This window comes from Actinomadura sp. 7K534, assembly GCF_004348575.1.
GTDB lineage: Bacteria > Actinomycetota > Actinomycetes > Streptosporangiales > Streptosporangiaceae > Spirillospora > Spirillospora livida.
The window spans coordinates 19,985-38,220 of sequence record NZ_SMKB01000049.1 but is presented as its reverse complement, the minus strand read 5'-3'; the positions used below and the strand labels follow the sequence as shown (position 1 = coordinate 38,220).

The window sequence follows — 18,236 nt, the reverse complement described above, 5'->3', positions numbered from 1 at the left end:
GGGGACGCGTTCCGGCGTCCGCGGTCCCGGGGTGCTCGTAGAACTCCAGGAGCTCGCGGAGCATGACCTGCACCGACCAGCCGTCCGCCACGATGTGGTGGAACATCAGCACCAGGGCGTGGTGGTCGCGGTCGTGCCGGACGAGCGTGCAGCGCAGCAGCGGCGGCCGTTCCAGGTCGAAGCCGCGGGCGTTCTCCTCCGCCGCCACGGCCGCGGCCTGCTCCGCGCGCTCGGCGGGGCCGAGGCCCCCGAGGTCGACCTCGCGCCATGGCACGGCGACCCGCCCCCCGGGGACTGCCTGCACGATCCGCCCGTCGTCCAGGCGGACGAATCCGGCCCGCAACGGGGCGTGCCGGTCGAGGACGGCCTGCATGGCCCGGTGCAGCGCCTCCGCGTCGAGGGGCCCGCGCAGGTCGATGACGTGCTGGACGACGTAGACGTTGCCGGACGGCTCGTCGACGAGGGTGTGGAAGAGGAAGCCCTCCTGCAGCGGCGTGAGCGGCAGCACCTCGGCGGCACCGCCGGGGAGTTCCGCGAGCCGGCGGGCGTCGGCGTCGCCGAGGCGCACCAGCGGTTCTTCGACGTCCCCACCGGTGTCCCCGGTGGCGGGAGCGGGCTCCTCCCCCGTGGACGCCGCGGCGGCGAGCGCGGCGGCGGTGCGGTTCCGGAAGACGTCCCCCGCCGAGAGCGTGAGGCCGGCCGCACGCGCCCTGATGAGCACCTGGATCGCCAGGATGCTGTCGCCGCCGAGCTCGATGAAGTCGTCGTCGGCGCCGACGTCCGGCAGGCCGAGGACCTCGGCGTACACGCCGCACAGCAGTTCCGCGCGCGCCCGCAGGGCCCGGTCGGACAGGCGGGCGGGGCCCGCCGCCGGGGCCGGGCGGCGGGAGGCGGCCTGGGCGGCGTAGTCCGGGGCGGGCAGCGCCGCGCGGTCGATCTTGCCGCTGGGCAGCACCGGCAGCTCGGCCAGCGGCACGAACGCCGCGGGCACCATGTAGGCGGGCAGCCGGTCCCGCAGGTGGGCGCGCAGGGCGTGCACGAGGGCGCCCGCGTCGCGGAAGCCGGACGGCGTGTTGGCGTACGCGGACGGCGCGGCACCGGCGCCGCCGCGCGGCCGGTAGACCTCGCCGGGATCGACGCCGGGGGCGGCGAAGACCACGTCGACCGAGCCGTCCGCAGCATCGCCGGACCAGGTCGCCGTCACCGTGTAGCCGGACTCCTCCCCCAGGCTCCAGAGCGCCTCGGGGTCGATCGCCTCGGGGAGCGGCTCTCCAGGCCACAGTGCCCGCTGGGCCTCCAGGTCGGGCGTCAGGCGGGCGTTGGGCACGCCGTTGACCCGCAGCAGGGGCGGCCGCTCGGCCAGCCGCTCCGCCAGCGCCGCGAGGTCGGCGACGTCCGTGCCCCAGCCCAGCTCGCGCGCCTGCCGCGCGTCGTCCGGCACGTCATCGGTCCGGGTGCGCAGGACCACGTCGTAGCGGTGCCTGCTCAGCTCGTTGTGGTGCCGGGCGCGCTTGATCCGCAGGTCCACCGCGCTGACGCCGTCGACGCTCTGCGCCAGGGCGGGGAAGAAGTCCGGGTCGAGGAGCAGCTCGCCCTCCCAGCGCACCGCCTGCTCGGCCGCCGACCGCAGCTCCGGGACGGCCTCGGGCGCGATCTCGCCGGCGTGGCGCGTGACCTCCACGGCGGCCCGCAGGGTGCGCAGCAGCCGCAGGTTGCGGACGTCCCCGACGAACACGCTGCCGCCCGGGGCCAGCAGGTCCACCGCCGACCGGAGCACCTGGGCGAGGTAGTCGGCGCTCGGGAAGTACTGCGCCACCGAGTTGACGACCACGGTGTCGAAGCGGCCGCGGGGCAGGCCGCCGAAGTCGTGCGCGGGCTGGGCCCGCAGCTCGACCCGGCCGGCGAGGCCGGGGACGCCGCCGACCCGGCCGCGCAGCGCGGTGACCGCCTCCTCGGACAGGTCGGTGCCCCAGTACGACTCGCAGTGCGGCGCGACCCCCGACAGGATCAGCCCGCTGCCGACGCCGATCTCCAGCACCCTCCGGGGCCGCAGCGACAGGATCCGCCCGACGGTCGCCTCCCGCCACTCCCGCATCTCGTCCAGGGGGATGGGGCGGCCGTCGTAGGTGCTGTTCCAGCCGGTGAAGCTCTCCGCCAGGCCGCCGTCGCCGGACGCGACGGCGGTGTAGAGCAGCTCGTGGAGGCGCTTCCACTCGCCGACCTGCTCGCGCTCCCGGTCCTCGTCGCGGTGCGCCGGGGCTCCCGCGGCGGGCACGACGTAGGCGACGAGCCGCCGGTCGCCCGGCCGGTCCTCGCGGACGGCGACCGCCGTCTGCGCGACCGACGGGTGCCCGCCGAGCACGGCCTCGATCTCGGCCGGCTCGACCCGGAAGCCGCGGATCTTCACCTGGTCGTCGGCGCGCCCCGCGAACTCCAGCCGGCCGTCGGGCAGCCACCGCACCAGGTCCCCGGTGCGGTACAGCCGCCCGCCGGGCGGGCCGAACGGGTCGGCGACGAACCGCTCGGCGGTCAGGCCGGGGCGGCCGAGGTAGCCGCGGGCCAGCCCCGAGCCGCCGAGGTACAGCTCCGCCGTCACCCCCGCCGGGACGGGGCGGAGGGCGTCGTCCAGCACGTAGGCGCGGGTGCCCGGGTCCGGGCGCCCGATCGGGACGGTCGAGCCCGGCGCCGGGTCGTCCGGGCACTCGCCGAGCGTCGAGTTGACCGTCGCCTCGGTGGGCCCGTACGCGTTGAACATGTTCCGGCCGGGCGACCAGCGGGCCACCAGCTCCGCCGAGACGCGCTCGGTGCCGGCGAGCAGGGTGGCGCCGGCCGGCAGCGTGCAGTCCTCCGGCATCGTGGCGAGCAGCGCCGGGGGCAGGATCATGAAGTCGACGTCGTGCTCGGCGGCGTAGTCGGCCAGCTCCGGGCCGGGCACCCGCCGCTCGGACGGGACGATCACCAGCCGCCCCCCGGAGAGCAGCCCGAGGCACAGGTCCCAGAACGCGACGTCGAAGCTGGGAGATGCGAACTGCAGGACCCGGCTGTGCGGTCCGACGCCGAGCCGCTCCGACTGCGTGGCGACCAGCTTGGCCACACCGGAGTGGGTGACGACGACGCCCTTGGGCCGGCCGGTGGAGCCGGAGGTGTAGATCACGTACGCGGCGTTCCGGACGTCGAGCGCGACATCGGGATCCGTGCCGGGGCCGGCGGCGACCTCGGCGGCGACCTCGGGCAGGTCGAGCAGCAGGCGCGACGTCCCGGCGCCGTCGGGCACGGCCTCCGCCAGCTCCCCGGTCGTGACCAGGCAGACCGGCCGGGCGTCGTCCAGCATGAAGGCGAGGCGTTCCGCCGGGTAGTCCGGGTCGAGCGGCAGGTAGGCGGCGCCCGCCTTGAGCACGGCCAGCTCCGCCACGATCAGGTCCGGCGACCTCGGCAGCGCCAGCGCCACGACCCGCTCGGGCCCGGCGCCGCGGCCGGCCAGGGCGTGCGCCAGCCGGTTCGCCCGCGCGTCCACCTCGGCATAGGTCAGTTCCGTGTCGCCGAACACCACCGCCACCGCGTCCGGGTGCCGCCGGACCCGCGCCCGGAACATCTCGGGGAGCGTCGCCTGCGGCACCCGGCAGGCGGTGTCGTTCCATTCGACGAGGATCCGGTGGAGTTCCGCCGGGGAAGGCTCCGCCCCCGCTTCGGCGGTGATCTGGTCAGCGGCGAATTCCTGGGTCACAACCGCACCTCCGCCACGGCCGGCACGGCCGGCCGCGCTCGCACACTCCTGGCTTGCCCAATCCCGCGACCGGGCCGGCGTCGCCGGCCGGCCCGGTCCTCTCGCGCGGTGTCGTCCGGTGGTCCTTCCGTGCGGGCGTCAGCCCGCCTTGGTGAGCAGCGGCACCATCTGGCCGATCGCGTAGGGGATGCTCAGCACGGTGTTGAAGGAGACCGCCGCGCCGGTCGGGTTGTACGGCACGAAGACGACGCGGTCCTCCTCGGCCACCTTCAGGCCGGTGTACACGTCGTCCTTCTCGACGGCCTTCTCGGCGTCCGGGACGGACGTCAGGAAGATCAGCCTGTCGACGTCGACGATGTCCAGCCGCTCGGAGCCGATGACGGCGGCCTGCTCCTTGCCGGCCGCCTTGGCGACCGCGTCCGGGACGGCCATGCCCAGGCCCTTCATGAACTCGACCTTGGGGTCGGTCGGCCCGAAGACGGCGTACTGGCCGGGCTTGAACGGGTCGGCGACGGCGAACGACTTGCCGGCGAGCGCCGGGTTCTTCTCGCGCGCCTCGGCGAAGGCCCGCTCGACCCCGGCGACGACCTCCTTGGCCTCGGCCTCCTTGCCGAGCGCTCGCCCGGTGACCAGCGTCATCTCCTGCCACGGCATCGCGTAGTCGGCGTGGTCGGCGGACTGCGCGACGGTGGGAGCGATCTTGGAGAGCTTGTCGTAGTCCGCCTTGGTGATCCCGGTGTAGAGGCCGATGATCACGTCGGGCCGCAGCGCGGCGATCTTCTCGAACTCCAGGTCCTCGCGCTGTCCCACGACCTCGGGCTTGGCGCCCTGCCACTTCTGCGCGCTCCAGGGGTACTCGCCGACGCTCAGGCCGAGCCCGGTGAACTCCACGACCCCGACGGGCTGCACGCCCAGCGCCAGCACCGCGTCCTGGTCGGTCATCCCGACGGTCACCACCCGCTCGGGCGCCGTCTTGATCTCGGTCGTCCCGTACTTGTGCCGGACGCTCACGGGGAAGCCGGCCCCGGCGGCGGCCTCGCCGGCACCGCCCGAGCCCGTCTCCTCGCCGCCGCAGGCCGCGAGGCCCAGGGTCAGGAGCAGGACGGTCACCAGGGCCATGGTGATCTTCCCGAGGAGCGGTATACCGGCCGGCGTTCGCGATGTGGGGGACATCGGCTGCCCTTCAATATCGGGGATTGGGGGGACGGCCGGGCAGGGGGAACTGCTGCGAAGCCCGGCACCGCTGCGATGCTAAGGTAAGGCTTACCTAAGCACAAGGTCGACCCGATAAGGTATGGCTCACCTAACCGCGATCCCGCTCCCGGGACCGCGACCGGCCCCCCACCGGACAGGTTGTGATCCACGTGACGGAAGAGACCCGGTCGCCCGGCCCGCTGGCCGCGGAACGGGCCGGGCGGGCCGAAGGGAAGGCGCCCCCGGGCGTCTCGGACGTCCCGCACCCCGGCGGCCGCGGCGTGCGATCCGGCGCCGGCTTCGGGCGGTCACGGGTCCACCGGCTCCTGTTACTCGCGGGGGCGCTCTGCCTTCTCGTCCTCCTGTGCGCGCTGTCGATCGCCGTTGGCAGCCGCCAGATCCCCCTCGGCCAGGTGCTCGCGGTCCTCACCGGGCCGCACGACACCCAGATCGGCCGCATCGTGTGGGACGTGCGGGTCCCCCGCACCCTCCTCGGCGTCCTCGCCGGATCCGCGCTCGGGGTCGCCGGAGCCGTCATGCAGGCGCTGACCCGCAACCCGCTGGCCGACCCCGGCCTGCTCGGCGTCAGCGCGGGCGCCGCCTTCGCGCTGATGCTCGCCGTCGGGGTCATGGGCATGACCTCGCTGTACGGCTACGTCTGGTTCGCCTTCGCCGGCGCCCTGGCCGCGAGCGTCGTGGTGTACGTCGTGGGCGGGCTGGGCCGCGGCGGCCAGACGCCGGTCAAGCTGGCGCTCGCCGGGATCGCCGTCACGTTCATGCTGGAGTCGGTCACCCGCGGCGTCTCGCTGATCGACCCGCAGGTGCTCAACCGGTACCGCTACTGGGCGTCCGGCTCGCTCGCCGGGCAGGAGACCACCACGATCCTGCAGGTCCTGCCGTTCCTGGTGGGCGGCGCGATCCTGGCGGTGAGCATCACGCCCGCGCTGAACAACATCGCGCTCGGCGACGACGTCGCGGCCGCGCTGGGCCGGCGGCTGGGGCGGATCCGCCTGCGGGGCGCGCTCTCGGTGATGCTGCTGACCGGAGCGGCCGTCGCGGTCGCGGGTCCCATCGTCTTCATCGGGCTGGTCGTCCCGCACGCCGTGCGCGCCCTCAGCGGGCCGGACCAGCGCTGGCTCCTCCCGCTGACCGCGCTGCTGGCGCCCTGCCTGCTCCTGGCCGCCGACATCATCGGACGGGTCGTGGCCCGCCCCCAGGAGATCGACGTCGGCATCGTCGCCGCGTTCCTCGGCGCGCCGTTCTTCATCGCCCTGATCCGCCGTCGCCGCCTCGCCGAGCTGTGAGCGCCGCCCGCGAGCGGCCCGGCCCGCGCACCACGACCAGCCGCACCACGACCAGTTACGAGCACCGGCCCGGACGGGGGAGCACGAGCGTGATCGAGGTCTCCCGGGTCGGCGGGCGGACCGCCGTGCGGCTCGCCCGGCCGCCCGTGTCGGGGGTCGTGCGGCCCCGGCTGCTGGTGACGTGCGCGGCCCTGGCCTGCGCGACCTTCGCAGTGCTGTGCGTGAGCCTGACCACCGGCGAGTTCCCGCTGCCCGTGACCGAGGCGGTGCCGGCGCTGTGGGGCGGCGGCGACCCGGGCGCCAGGCTCATCGTCCAGGAGTTCCGGCTGCCGCGGGCCCTGGCCGGGATGCTCGCCGGCGCGGCCTTCGGCGTGTCCGGCGCGATCTTCCAGACCCTCACCCGCAACCCCCTCGCCAGCCCGGACATGCTGGGCATCACGCAGGGCGCGGGCGTCGCCGTGGTCGGCGGCATCGTGCTCGGCCTCGGCGCGGGCCTCGGCACCCAGACGCTGGGCCTGACGGGGGCGCTGCTCACCGCCGTGCTCATCTACGTCCTGGCCTGGAAGCGCGGCACCACCGGCTTCCGCATCGTCCTCGTCGGCATCGGCGTGAACTGGGTGTGCGTCAGCGCCACCCAGTACCTCATCGTCCGCGCGAAGACCTACCAGGCGCAGGAGGCCGTGGGATGGCTCGTCGGCAACCTGAACGGCCGGGGCTGGGAGAGCGCCCGCCCGCTCGTCCTCGCGCTGGCGGTGCTCGTGCCGCTGGTGCTGGTGCTCAGCCCGTGGCTGCGCGCGCTGCACCTCGGCGACCAGGTGGCGGGCGGGCTCGGCGTCCCGGTGCAGCGGGCGCGGCTGGCGCTGCTGTGCGCGGCCGTCGGCCTCGTGGCGTTCGCCACCGCGGCGGCGGGCCCGGTCGCGTTCGTGGCGCTGGCCGCGCCGCAGATCGCGCTGCGGCTCGCCGGCACCGCCCGGCCGCCGCTGACCGCCTCCGCGGTCACCGGCGCGCTGGTCGTCCTCGGCTGCGACCTGCTCGGCCGGCGGCTGTTCCCGGACCTGGAGCTGCCGGTCGGCGTCATCACCGGCGTGCTCGGCGCGCCGTTCCTGCTCTGGCTCCTCGCCCGCGCCAACCGCATCGGCTCTGGAGGCTGAACCCGTGACACGAACCTCGTCCTCCCACCTCACCGCCCCGTCCGGCGCGGCGGAGCCGACCGGGCCGGAGCTCCGGGCGAGCGGGCTCCGGCTGGCCTACGACGACCGCGTGGTGGTCGAGGACCTCGACCTCGCCGTCCCGCCCGGGAAGATCAGCGCGATCATCGGCGCGAACGCGTGCGGCAAGTCGACGCTGCTGCGCGCGCTGGCCCGGCTGCTGGCGCCGCGCGGCGGCACGGTCCACCTCGACGGGCGGTCCATCCACGCGATGCCCACCCGGCAGGTCGCGCGGCGCCTCGGCATCCTGCCGCAGTCGCCGGTGGCGCCGGAGGGGCTGACGGTCGTGGACCTGGTCGGCCAGGGCCGCGCCCCGCACCAGACGTGGTGGCGGCAGTGGTCGTCGGCCGACGAGGACGCGGTGACCGCGGCGCTGCGCGCGACCGGGACGCTGGAGTACGCCGACCGCCCGGTCGACGAGCTGTCCGGCGGCCAGCGGCAGCGGGCCTGGATCGCGATGGCCGTGGCCCAGGGCACCCCCATCCTGCTGCTGGACGAGCCGACCACCTACCTGGACCTCGCGCACCAGGTCGACGTGCTCGACCTGATCGTCGACCTGAACCGGCATGAGGGCCGCACCGTGGTGATGGTGCTGCACGACCTGAACCAGGCGTGCCGGTACGCCGACCACGTCATCGTGATGAAGTCCGGCGCGATCGTGGCCGAGGGGCCGCCCGGCGAGGCGGTCGACGCCGCGCTGGTCGAGGACGTCTTCGGGCTGCGCTGCCAGGTCACCACCGACCCGGTCAGCGGCACCCCCCTGGTCATCCCGATGGGACGCCACCACGGAGCCGGGCGGGCCGGAGGCCGGGAGACCGCCTGACCGGTCCCCGGCCCTCTCCCTCAGCGCCCGACCGCGTACGAGTCGCGGGACCGGGCCCGCAGCCGCGCGGCGACCGAGTCGGCGATCTCCCCGGCGCGGACGGCGGTGTTGGACAGCAGCGTGGAGCCGATGCCGTGCGTGTGCTCGGTGGCGCCCTGCAGGTAGATGCCGCACGTCATCGCCGCGCTCGTGCCGATGCTGTAGTCGCGTTCCACGTGCACCGCGCCGGACGGCAGCCGCGGGCAATACTCCCCCGCCTCGCCGAGCAGGGTCAGCGGGTCGCACGGCCGGTACCCGGTCGCGTAGACGAGCGCGTCGGCGTCCAGCACGATGCGCTCGCCGGTCGGCAGGAACTCCACCGAGGCCCGCACCCCCGCGCCGTCGGCCGCGACGTCCACGATCCGGGACGCGTTGAGGATGCGCAGCCGCTCCCTCCCCGCCACCTTCTCCTGGTAGTGCCGCCGGTAGAGCTCGTCAATGAGCTCCAGGTCGACCACCGAGTAGTTGGTGGAGCGGTGGTAGTCCATCAGCGTCCGCTTCACCTCCTCGGGGGCCGCGAAGAAGTGGTCGACCGCCAGGGGGTCGAAGACCCGGTTGGCGAACGAGCTGTCGTCGGCGGGCGTGTAGCCGTACTTGGCGAAGACCGCGCACACCTCGGCGCCGGTGAACGTGCGGTGCAGGTAGTCGGTGACCTCCGCGGCGCTCTGCCCGGCGCCCACCACCAGCAGCCGCCGCGGGTCGCGCAGGCCGGGGGCGCGGTCGAGCAGTTCCTCGCTGTGCCAGATGCGGTCGCCGGCCACCGTTCCCTCGGGCAGCACCGGCGCCAGGCCCGCCGCGACCACCAGGTTGCGGGTGCGCCGCGTGGTGAGCTCGTCGGAGCGGCCGCCCTGCCGGACGACCACGTCGAGGTACTCGACGACACCGCCCGAGGCGACCGGTGTGACGCCGACCACTTCGGAACCGTATTCGACCTGGTCATCGAATGCGGAGGCGGCCCAGTCCAGGTAGTCGTGGAATTCCGCCCGCGAGGGGAACATCGTCTTGTGGTTGATGAAGTCGGGCAGCCGGCCGCGGTCCTGCAGGTAGCTGAGGAAGCCGAATCCGCTGGCCGGATTGCGCAGGGTGACCAGGTCCTTGAGAAAGGAGACCTGCATGGTCGTGCCCTCGATGAGCATTCCGCGGTGCCAGCCGAATTGCGGCTGTTTCTCCAGGAACACCGCGTCGATCGCCTCGCCGTGCCCCTCCTGCCGCTCCCGCAGCGCGATCGCCAGCGCGAGGTTCGAGGGGCCGAAGCCTATTCCGACGAGATCGTGGACATGCGTGTCCGAGGGGAGCATGGACGGGCCTTTCCGGGGGGACGGGACTGGGCCGGGCATACCTGCGCCGGGTCGGCGGCGCCTGTGATCCGGCACATATCGCACGGGCCACCGGCTTCCCCTGATCCGGCACATGATTTAGGTTAGGTTTACCTAATGAAGGTGAGCCTAACCTTCCTCGATCGACGGCACAAGGAGGCCATATGCGGGTCGTGATGTTCGGCTACCAGACCTGGGGACACCGCACGCTCCGGGCACTGCTGGAGTCGGATCACGAGGTCGTCCTGGTCGTCACGCATCCCAAGAGCGACCACGCCTACGAGAAGATCTGGGACGACTCGGTCGCCGACCTGGCCGCCGAGCACGGCGTGCCGGTCCTGCTGCGCAACCGCCCCGACGACGAGGAGCTGATGGGGCGCCTGAAGGAGGCCGACCCCGACCTCATCGTGGCCAACAACTGGCGCACCTGGATCCCGCCGCAGATCTTCGGGCTCCCCCGGCGCGGCACGCTCAACGTCCACGACTCGCTGCTGCCCGCCTACGCCGGCTTCTCCCCGATCATCTGGGCGCTCATCAACGGCGAGGAGGAGGTCGGCGTCACCGCGCACATGATGAACGAGGAACTGGACGCCGGCGACATCGTCGTGCAGCGGGCCGTCCCGGTCGGCCCGTCGGACACCGCCGCCGACCTGTTCCACCGCACCGTCGACCTCATCGGCCCGATCGTCGCCGAGTCGCTGGACTTCATCGCGTCCGGCCGCACCGACTTCACGCCGCAAGACCGCTCGAAGGCCAGCTTCTTCCACAAGCGCTCCATCGAGGACGGCCGCATCGACTGGACCTGGCCCGCCGAGGACATCGAGCGCCTCGTCCGCGCGCAGTGCGACCCGTACCCCAACGCCTTCACGCACTACAAGGGCGAGCGCGTCCGCGTCCTGAAGGCGTCGGTCTCCAAGGGCGTCTACGGGGGCACCCCCGGCCGCGTCTTCATCCGGGAGGGCGACGGCGTGGTCATCGTCGCCGGGGCCGACGCCCGGCGCGGCCGCAGCCGCGGCCTGCTCATCGAACGCGTCCGCACCGAGGACGGCACCGACCTGCCCGCCACCGAGTACTTCCGCAAGATGGGCGGCTACCTCACCGACCGCCCGTGAGCGGGGCGGCCCCGGCGGAGCCGGACCCAGCGATGGCCGGCCTCCTCGCCGACCTGGTCCGCGTCCCCAGTGTCGGCGGCTCGCCGGCGGAGACCGGGATCCAGGACCGGCTCGCGGCGTGGCTGCGGGCGGAGGGCCTGGAGGTCGACCATTGGCCGATCCCCGTCGCGGACCTGGCCGCCGAGCCGGACTTCCCCGGCATGGAGGCCGCGCGCACCGAGGCGTGGGGCGTGGTCGGCCGCCTCCCCGGCACCGGCGGCGGCCGCTCCCTGCTCTTCGACTGCCACGTCGACGTCGTGCCGCCGGGCGATCCGTCGGCCTGGAGCGGCGACCCGTTCAGCGGCCGCATCGTCGGCGACCGCCTCTACGGGCGCGGCGCCTGCGACATGAAGGGCGGCCTGGTCGCCGCGCTGTTCGCGGTGCGGGCCCTGCGCCGCGCGCGGCCGCGCGGCGACGTGCTGATCGCCTGCGTCCCCGGCGAGGAGGACGGCGGCCTCGGCACCTACGCGCTCCTGAGCCGCGGCTGGCGCGCCGACGCCTGCGTGATCCCCGAGCCGACCGGCCTCGGGGTCGTTCCCGCGAACGCCGGGGCGCTGACGTTCCGGCTCCGGATCCGCGGCCGGGGCGCCCACGCGGCGCGCCGCGACACCGGCGTGAGCGCGGTGGAGCTGTTCCTGCCGGTCTTCACCGCGCTCCGCGACCTGGAACGGCGCCGCAACACCGGCCCCGACCCCCTGATGGCGCGCTGGAGGCTCCCCTACGCGATCGAGATCGGCACCGTCCGCGCCGGCGACTGGTCCTCCACCGTCCCGGACGACCTGGTCGCCGAGGGCCGGATCGGCGTCGCCCTGGACGAGCCCGAGCACGCCGCCCGCCACGCCCTCGAACGGACGGTCGCGAACGTCTGCGCCTCCGACGACTGGCTGTCCCGCCATCCCGTCGAGGTCGAGTGGTGGGGCGGCCGCTTCGCCTCCTGCCGCCTCCCCCACCACGACAACGGACTGCTGGAAGGCATCACCGAGGCCCACACCGGCGTCACGGGCGAGGCGCCCGCCGTCTGGGGCGCCCCCTACGGCAGCGACCTGCGCCTCCTCACCGGCCTCGGCGGCATCCCGACCGTCCAGTACGGCCCGGGTGATGTCGCCTGCATGCACGCCCCCGACGAGCACGTGTCCCTGACCGAGGTGGCCACCGCCGCCCGGACCCTGACCGCTTTGGCCCACTCGTACTGCGGAACCCACTGAGGCGCGTGGAGCGCGCCCTCCCGACGGAGGGCCATCGCCCAGGGCCGGTGCGGCGATGCCGTGCCGCTGCTGGACGAGCTCCTGGGCCTGCTGATGCCGCATACCGCCACCGAGGAGAGCGGTCCATGGTGCGGCGATGCGGCGTTAACTCGCCGTTAAATCCGTACCGGATTCCGTTCGCGCCCTTTTCCCGCCGGTAATGTGCCGACCGTGTTGATCAGCCCACATGAGCAGGAGCGCCTGCTCCTGCACGTCGCGGCGTCGGTCGCGCGCGAGCGCCGCGGCCGCGGCCTGCGGCTGAACCAGCCGGAGGCGACCGCCATCATCGCGGTCCACGTGCTGGAGGGCGCCCGGGACGGGCGCACGGTCGCCGAGCTGATGGAGTCCGGGCGCGCGGTGCTGACCCGCGAGGACGTCATGGAGGGCGTTCCGGAGATGCTCGACTCGGTGCAGATGGAGGCGACGTTCCCCGACGGCACCAAGCTCGTCACCGTGCACAGGCCGATCCCGTGACGGCGCGTCCGCTCGTCCCCGGCGAGGTCGTGCCGGCGGACGGCCCGCCGGTCGAGCTCAACCCCGGCCGCGCCCGGGTGCGCGTCACCGTCGCCAACACCGGCGACCGGCCCGTCCAGGTCGGCTCCCACTACCACTTCGCGGTGGCGAACCCGGCGCTGGAGTTCGACCGCGACGCCGCCTGGGGGCACCGGCTGGACGTCCCCGCCGGGACCGCGGTGCGCTTCGAGCCGGGCCTGACCCGGGAGGTCGACCTGGTGCCGCTGGCCGGGCGCCGGGTGGTGCCGGGGCTCCGCGCGGAGAGAGCGGGTGCGCTGGATGGCTGAGCTGTCGCGGGACCGGTACGCCCGGCTGTACGGCCCCACCGCCGGGGACCGGGTCCGGCTGGCCGACACCGACCTGTTCATCGAGGTCACCGAGGACCGCAGCCGCGGCGCGGGAGCCGGCGACGAGGTGGTCTTCGGCGGCGGGAAGGTGATCCGGGAGTCGATGGGGCAGGCGCGCGCCACCCGCGCCGAGGGCGCCCTGGACCTGGTGATCACCGGCGCCGTGGTCCTCGACCACTGGGGGATCGTGAAGGCCGACGTCGGAGTCCGCGACGGCAGGATCGTCGCGCTCGGCAAGGCCGGCAACCCCGACACGATGGACGGCGTCCACCCGGACCTCGTCATCGGCCCCTCCACCGAGGTCCTCGCCGGCAACGGCCGCATCCTGACGGCGGGCGCCGTGGACTCCCACGTCCACCTCATCTGCCCGCAGCTCCTGGAGGAGGCGCTCGGCTCCGGGGTCACCACGCTCATCGGCGGCGGCACCGGCCCGGCCGAGGGCTCCAAGGCCACCACCGTGACCGGCGCCTGGTACATGGGCCGGATGCTGGAGGCGCTCGACACCTGGCCGGTGAACGTCGCGCTGCTCGGCAAGGGCAACACGGTCGGCGAGGAGGCCCTGTGGGAGCAGCTGCGCGCCGGCGCGGCGGGCTTCAAGCTCCACGAGGACTGGGGCTCCACCCCGGCGGCCATCGACGCCTGCCTGCGCGTCGCCGACGCGTCCGGCGTCCAGGTCGCGCTGCACTCCGACACCCTCAACGAGGCCGGGTACGTCGAGTCCACGCTGGCCGCCGTCGGCGGCCGGTCGGTGCACGCCTACCACACCGAGGGCGCGGGCGGCGGGCACGCGCCCGACATCATCACCATCGCCGGGCACCCCAACGTGCTGCCCTCGTCGACCAACCCGACCCGGCCGCACACCGTCAACACCCTCGACGAGCACCTCGACATGCTGATGGTGTGCCATCACCTCGACCCGTCGGTGCCCGAGGACCTGGCCTTCGCCGAGTCGCGCATCCGGCCCACGACCATGGCCGCCGAGGACGTCCTGCACGACCTGGGCGCCATCTCGATGATCGGCTCCGACTCGCAGGCCATGGGGCGGATCGGCGAGACCGTGCTGCGGACCTGGCAGACCGCGCACGTCATGAAGCTCCGCCGCGGCCCGCTGGGCGGCCCCGCCGACCCGGCCGACAACCTGCGGGCCCGCCGCTACGTCGCCAAGTACACGATCAACCCGGCGATCGCGCACGGCCTCGACGCCGAGGTCGGTTCCGTGGAGCCGGGCAAGCTCGCCGACCTGGTGCTGTGGCACCCGGCCTACTTCGGCGTCCGCCCCCAGGTGGTGCTGAAGGGCGGAATGATCGCCTGGGCGGCGATGGGCGACGCCAACGCCTCGATCCCCACGCCGCAGCCGGTCCTGCCGCGCCCGATGTTCGGCGCCGCCCCGCTCACCGCCGCGAGCACGTCCGTGCACTTCGTGTCCCCCGCCGCGGCCGACGCGGGCATCGCCGACCGGCTGGCCGTGCGCCGCGACCTGGTGCCGGTCAAGGACACCCGCGGCATCGGCAAGCGGGACATGCTCCTCAACGGCGCGCTGCCGCGCATCGAGGTCGACCCGGACACCTTCACCGTGTCCATCGACGGCGACGAGGTGGAGCCCGCCCCGGCGACGGAACTGCCGATGGCCCAGCGCTACTTCCTGTTCTGATGCTCCTTCCCGCGCCGCTGCTGCTTCTGGCCGACTCCCGGCTGCCCGCCGGCGGCCACGCGCACTCGGGCGGCCTGGAGCCCGCGGCGGCCGCGGGCGCGGTCACCGACGTGCCGACGCTGGCAGGCTTCCTGCGCGGGCGCCTCGCGACGACCGGTCTCGTCACGGCCGCCCTCGCGGCCGCCGCCTGCGCCCACGCCGCCCGCGCGGCGGCCGGCCATGGGCGGGACGGCGGCTGGGCCGTGCTGGACGCCGAGGCGGACGCCAGGACGCCGTCGCCCGCGCAGCGGCGGGCCTCCCGGTCCCAGGGCAGGTCGCTGCTGCGCGCCGTCCGCACCGCGTCGCCGCACCCGGCGCTCGACGCGCTCGCGGCCTTCCCGGCGCCGCACCACCCGCTCGTCCTCGGCGCCGCCGTCGCCGCGGCCGGCGGCACGCCCGCGCACGCGGCCTCGATCAGCGCGTACGGGGCGGTCACCGGACCGGCGTCGGCGGCCGTGCGGCTGCTCGCCCTCGACCCGCTGGCGGTGCACCGCGCGCTCGCCGAACTGGCGCCGCGGGTGGACGCCGTCGCCGCCGAGGCCGCCGACTTCGCGGACGGCGACCCGGCGGCGCTCCCGGCCGCGTCGGCGCCCGCGCTCGACGTCTTCGCCGAGCTGCACCTCCGGGCGGACCCGCGCCTGTTCGAGTCGTGACGAGAGGATCCCGATGGGCACGAACCACGATCACCTCCAGGACCCGCACCCGGCGGCCCCCGCCCGCGGGCGGCCGCTGCGGCTGGGCGTCGGCGGACCGGTCGGCAGCGGCAAGACCGCCCTGGTGGCGGCGCTGTGCCGGACGCTCGGCCGCGAACTCGACCTGGCCGTGGTGACCAACGACATCTACACGACCGAGGACGCCGACTTCCTGCGCCGCAACGCGGTGCTGCCGGACGACCGGATCACCGCCGTCCGCACCGGGTGCTGCCCGCACACGGCCATCCGCGACGACATCTCCGCCAACCTGGACGCCGTGGAGTCGCTGGAGCGGCGGCACGGCCGGCTCGACCTGGTGATCGTGGAGAGCGGCGGCGACAACCTGACCGCGACCTTCAGCCGGGGCCTCGCCGACCGGCAGATCTTCGTCCTCGACGTGTCGGGCGGCGACAAGGTCCCCCGCAAGGGCGGCCCCGGGGTGAGCGGCGCGGACCTGCTGGTCGTCAACAAGACCGACCTGGCCCCGCTGGTCGGCGCCGACCTGGGGGTCATGGACCGCGACGCCGCGCGGGTCCGCGGCGGCAGGCCGGTGGTCTTCAGTTCGCTGCGCGAGGACCCCGGCGCCCCGGAGATCGCCGCTTGGGTCCGGTCCGTCCTCGCCGAGCACCGGAGCGCCGGGCCGGCGCCGGGCTCCGCGGACGCGGCGCTCCCCACCGGGGCCCCGTGACCCGGCACTACACCGCGCACGCCGCCGTGCGCGCCGAACGGGACGGCGCCGGGCGGGTCCGGCTGACGAGACTGCGCTCGGACGGGCCGTACGCGCTCCGCGCCACCCCGGACGCCGTCCACCTGGTCGGCGCCGCGGCGGGACCGCTCGGGGGCGACGAGCTGAACCTCGACCTGGAGGTCGCGGCGGGCGCCGAGCTCGCGGTCCGCTCGGTCGCGAGCACCCTGCTGCTCCCCGGCCGGGGCGAGTCCACGACGCGCGTCCGGGCCGCGGTCGGGCACGGGGCCCACCTCGACCTAGCCCTGGAGCCGGCGGTCGCCGCCGCGGGCTGCCGCCATCGCGCCGTCACCGACTTCGCGCTGGAGGCCGGGGCCACGCTCCGCTGGCGCGAGGAGCTCGTCCTGGGCCGGCACGGCGAGCCCGCGGGCCGCTACAGCGGCCGCGTCGACGTCACCGTCGGCGGCCGGCCCCTGCTGCGGAACGAGCTGCGGCTGCCCGACCCCGGCCTCTACACCAGCGGCGCCGTCCTGGGCGACGCGCGCTGCACCGGGAACGTGCTGCTCGTGGGGCCCGGCCTGGCGGTGGAGCCGTACGCGGCCGACGGGCTCGCGGTCATGCCGCTCGCCGGCCCCGGCGTGCTGGTCACCGCGCTCGCGCCCGACTCCGCGACGCTCCGCCGGCGGCTCCGCCATGGCGAGGAGCGCGCCCGCACCTGACCGCCGCGGCGGCCGTGAGCCCGTATTCACGCACTGGAAACACGCCGGAATCACCGGGGATACAGCGCAGGGTTTCCATTGACCCGGTTCGCAAAGACGCGCCCACGGTTCCAGCTGGACGACCATTTCGGAGTTACGGGTGCCTACTGCCGTCCGCCGCGAATACCGGGCCACCCGATTAACACCGCCTTAACGTTTCCGAACCGTCACCGGAAACAAGGAAACGCAATTCTGTAAGCGGCGAAGAACGGTTTCGGGGCCTATCCGCGAGGAGTGGTACGTGCACGGAAAATCTCTGCTGAGGCTCGGCTCGCTGGCGACCGCGGCGCTGCTGGCGCTGACCGCGTGCGGCGGTGAGACCGGCACGGGCGACGGCGCCGCCTCGCCCGCCGGGAACACCGTCAAGGTCGGCGTCCTCCACTCGCTGAGCGGGACGATGGCCATCAGCGAGGTCACCGTCAAGAACGCCGAGCTGATGGCGATCGAGGAGGTCAACGCCGCCGGCGGCGTCCTCGGCAAGAAGCTGGAACCGGTCGTCGAGGACGGCGCGTCCGACTGGCCCACCTTCGCGGAGAAGGCGCAGAAGCTCATCCGCCGGGACAAGGTCGCCGCGGTGTTCGGCGGGTGGACCTCGGCCAGCCGCAAGGCGATGCTGCCGGTTTTCGAACGCAACAAGGCCCTGCTCTGGTACCCGGTCCAGTACGAAGGGCTGGAAAGCTCGCCCTATATCTATTACACCGGGGCCACGACCAATCAGCAGATCGTCCCGGCACTGGACTATCTGAAGGAGCAGGGAAAGAAGAAGATCTTCCTCGTCGGCAGCGACTACGTCTTCCCGCGCACCGCGAACAAGGTGATCAAAGCCTATGCCGCGGCCAACGGGATGACGATCGCCGGGGAAGAGTACACGCCGCTGGGGTCGACGGAGTACGGCACGCTCGTCAACAAGGTCATGCAGGCGAAACCCGACGCGGTGTTCAACACCCTCAACGGTGACAGCAACGTCGCGTTCTTCAAGCAGCTCAAGAGCGCCGGCGCCACCGCCTCGTCGCTTCCGGTGATGTCCGTGAGCATCGCCGAGGAGGAGGTCAAGGGCATCGGGGTCGACAACATCGCGGGCCAGCTCGTGGCGTGGAACTACTACATGACCACCCCGGGCAAGACGAACGAGGCGTTCGTGAAGGCGTTCAAGGCCAAGTACGGCCCGGACAAGGTCACCTCGGACCCGATGGAGGCCGGCTACAACGCCGTGAAGCTGTGGGCCGCCGCGGCCGAGAAGGCCGGCAGCACCGACCCCGAGGCGGTGAAGAAGGCCGCCGGCGGCATCTCCCTCGAACTGCCCGAGGGCAAGGTGACGATCGACGGCGCCAACCACCACATGCACAAAACGGCCCGCATCGGCGTCATCCAGCCCGACGGGACGATCAAGGAGACCTGGAACTCCGGCAAGCCCATCGCACCGGACCCGTACCTCAAGAGCTACCCCTGGGCCGCGGGCCTGTCCTGATCCGCTCCGTCCCCGGCCGGGCACGCCCCGGCCGGGGATCCGCCCGGCGAGCCGCCCGGCGACCCCGCTCGGAGACCCTG

15 protein-coding genes are annotated in these 18,236 nt (G+C 74.2%); 12 read left to right on the top strand and 3 right to left on the bottom strand.

Annotated features, from left to right (window positions below; genetic code table 11):
* Both E1266_RS13015 and E1266_RS13010 read right to left on the bottom strand, forming a co-directional pair.
* Positions 1-3,724 (bottom strand): amino acid adenylation domain-containing protein (locus E1266_RS13015; protein WP_243718395.1); only part of this gene is annotated, 3,724 nt, incomplete at its 3' end.
* Positions 3,725-3,862: 138 nt separating this feature from the next.
* A complete protein-coding gene (locus E1266_RS13010) occupies positions 3,863-4,843 on the bottom strand; it encodes an iron-siderophore ABC transporter substrate-binding protein (protein ID WP_132046603.1) in 981 nt (326 codons plus the stop codon).
* A 245-nt stretch (positions 4,844-5,088) separates the two neighbouring features.
* Between E1266_RS13010 and E1266_RS13005 the strand changes: the two genes are divergently transcribed.
* The 3 genes from E1266_RS13005 (at position 5,089) to E1266_RS12995 (ending at position 8,253) form a co-directional block, all read left to right on the top strand.
* Positions 5,089-6,222, top strand: coding sequence for an iron chelate uptake ABC transporter family permease subunit (locus E1266_RS13005; protein ID WP_243718394.1), 1,134 nt, complete (start codon positions 5,089-5,091; stop codon positions 6,220-6,222).
* Complete coding sequence (locus E1266_RS13000; RefSeq protein WP_243718393.1) at positions 6,219-7,373, top strand: iron chelate uptake ABC transporter family permease subunit; 1,155 nt, start codon at positions 6,219-6,221, stop codon at positions 7,371-7,373. The genes E1266_RS13005 and E1266_RS13000 overlap by 4 nt, the downstream gene beginning before the upstream one ends.
* A 91-nt stretch (positions 7,374-7,464) precedes the next feature.
* Positions 7,465-8,253, top strand: coding sequence for an ABC transporter ATP-binding protein (locus E1266_RS12995; RefSeq protein ID WP_207945609.1), 789 nt, complete (start codon positions 7,465-7,467; stop codon positions 8,251-8,253).
* Positions 8,254-8,273: 20 nt separating this feature from the next.
* Here the strand turns inward: E1266_RS12995 and E1266_RS12990 are convergent, their stop codons facing one another.
* Positions 8,274-9,590: a lysine N(6)-hydroxylase/L-ornithine N(5)-oxygenase family protein gene (locus E1266_RS12990; RefSeq protein WP_132046601.1), complete on the bottom strand. Its 1,317-nt coding sequence runs from the start codon at positions 9,588-9,590 to the stop codon at positions 8,274-8,276.
* 182 nt (positions 9,591-9,772) lie between these two features.
* Here E1266_RS12990 and E1266_RS12985 point away from each other — a divergent pair, with 182 nt between their 5' ends.
* The 9 genes from E1266_RS12985 to urtA all read left to right on the top strand — a co-directional run bounded on the left by E1266_RS12985 (position 9,773) and on the right by urtA (position 18,156).
* Positions 9,773-10,720 (top strand): methionyl-tRNA formyltransferase, encoded by a 948-nt coding sequence (locus tag E1266_RS12985; protein ID WP_132046600.1) that lies wholly within the window; start codon positions 9,773-9,775, stop codon positions 10,718-10,720.
* Positions 10,717-11,964 carry an ArgE/DapE family deacylase gene (locus tag E1266_RS12980; protein ID WP_243718392.1) on the top strand — a complete coding sequence of 416 codons (1,248 nt, stop codon included), beginning with the start codon at positions 10,717-10,719 and terminating at the stop codon, positions 11,962-11,964. The genes E1266_RS12985 and E1266_RS12980 overlap by 4 nt, the downstream gene beginning before the upstream one ends.
* A 210-nt stretch (positions 11,965-12,174) precedes the next feature.
* Entirely contained in the window at positions 12,175-12,477 is a 303-nt protein-coding gene (locus E1266_RS12975; protein ID WP_132046599.1) for an urease subunit gamma, read from the top strand.
* Entirely contained in the window at positions 12,474-12,803 is a 330-nt protein-coding gene (locus E1266_RS12970) for an urease subunit beta (RefSeq protein WP_132046598.1), read from the top strand. Before E1266_RS12975 ends, E1266_RS12970 begins: the two co-directional genes overlap by 4 nt.
* Positions 12,796-14,514 carry an urease subunit alpha gene (locus tag E1266_RS12965; protein ID WP_132046597.1) on the top strand — a complete coding sequence of 573 codons (1,719 nt, stop codon included), beginning with the start codon at positions 12,796-12,798 and terminating at the stop codon, positions 14,512-14,514. The genes E1266_RS12970 and E1266_RS12965 overlap by 8 nt, the downstream gene beginning before the upstream one ends.
* Positions 14,514-15,206: an urease accessory UreF family protein gene (locus E1266_RS12960; protein ID WP_132046596.1), complete on the top strand. Its 693-nt coding sequence runs from the start codon at positions 14,514-14,516 to the stop codon at positions 15,204-15,206. The genes E1266_RS12965 and E1266_RS12960 overlap by 1 nt, the downstream gene beginning before the upstream one ends.
* A 13-nt stretch (positions 15,207-15,219) precedes the next feature.
* The gene (gene ureG, locus E1266_RS12955; protein WP_132046595.1) at positions 15,220-15,933 is read left to right on the top strand and encodes an urease accessory protein UreG; all 714 of its coding nucleotides are present in this window, start codon (positions 15,220-15,222) and stop codon (positions 15,931-15,933) included.
* Positions 15,930-16,649 (top strand): urease accessory protein UreD, encoded by a 720-nt coding sequence (locus E1266_RS12950; RefSeq protein WP_132046594.1) that lies wholly within the window; start codon positions 15,930-15,932, stop codon positions 16,647-16,649. Before ureG ends, E1266_RS12950 begins: the two co-directional genes overlap by 4 nt.
* A gap of 337 nt (positions 16,650-16,986) precedes the next feature.
* On the top strand, positions 16,987-18,156 hold the full coding sequence (urtA, locus tag E1266_RS12945) for an urea ABC transporter substrate-binding protein (protein ID WP_243718396.1): 1,170 nt from the start codon (positions 16,987-16,989) through the stop codon (positions 18,154-18,156).
* Positions 18,157-18,236: the final 80 nt, after the last annotated feature.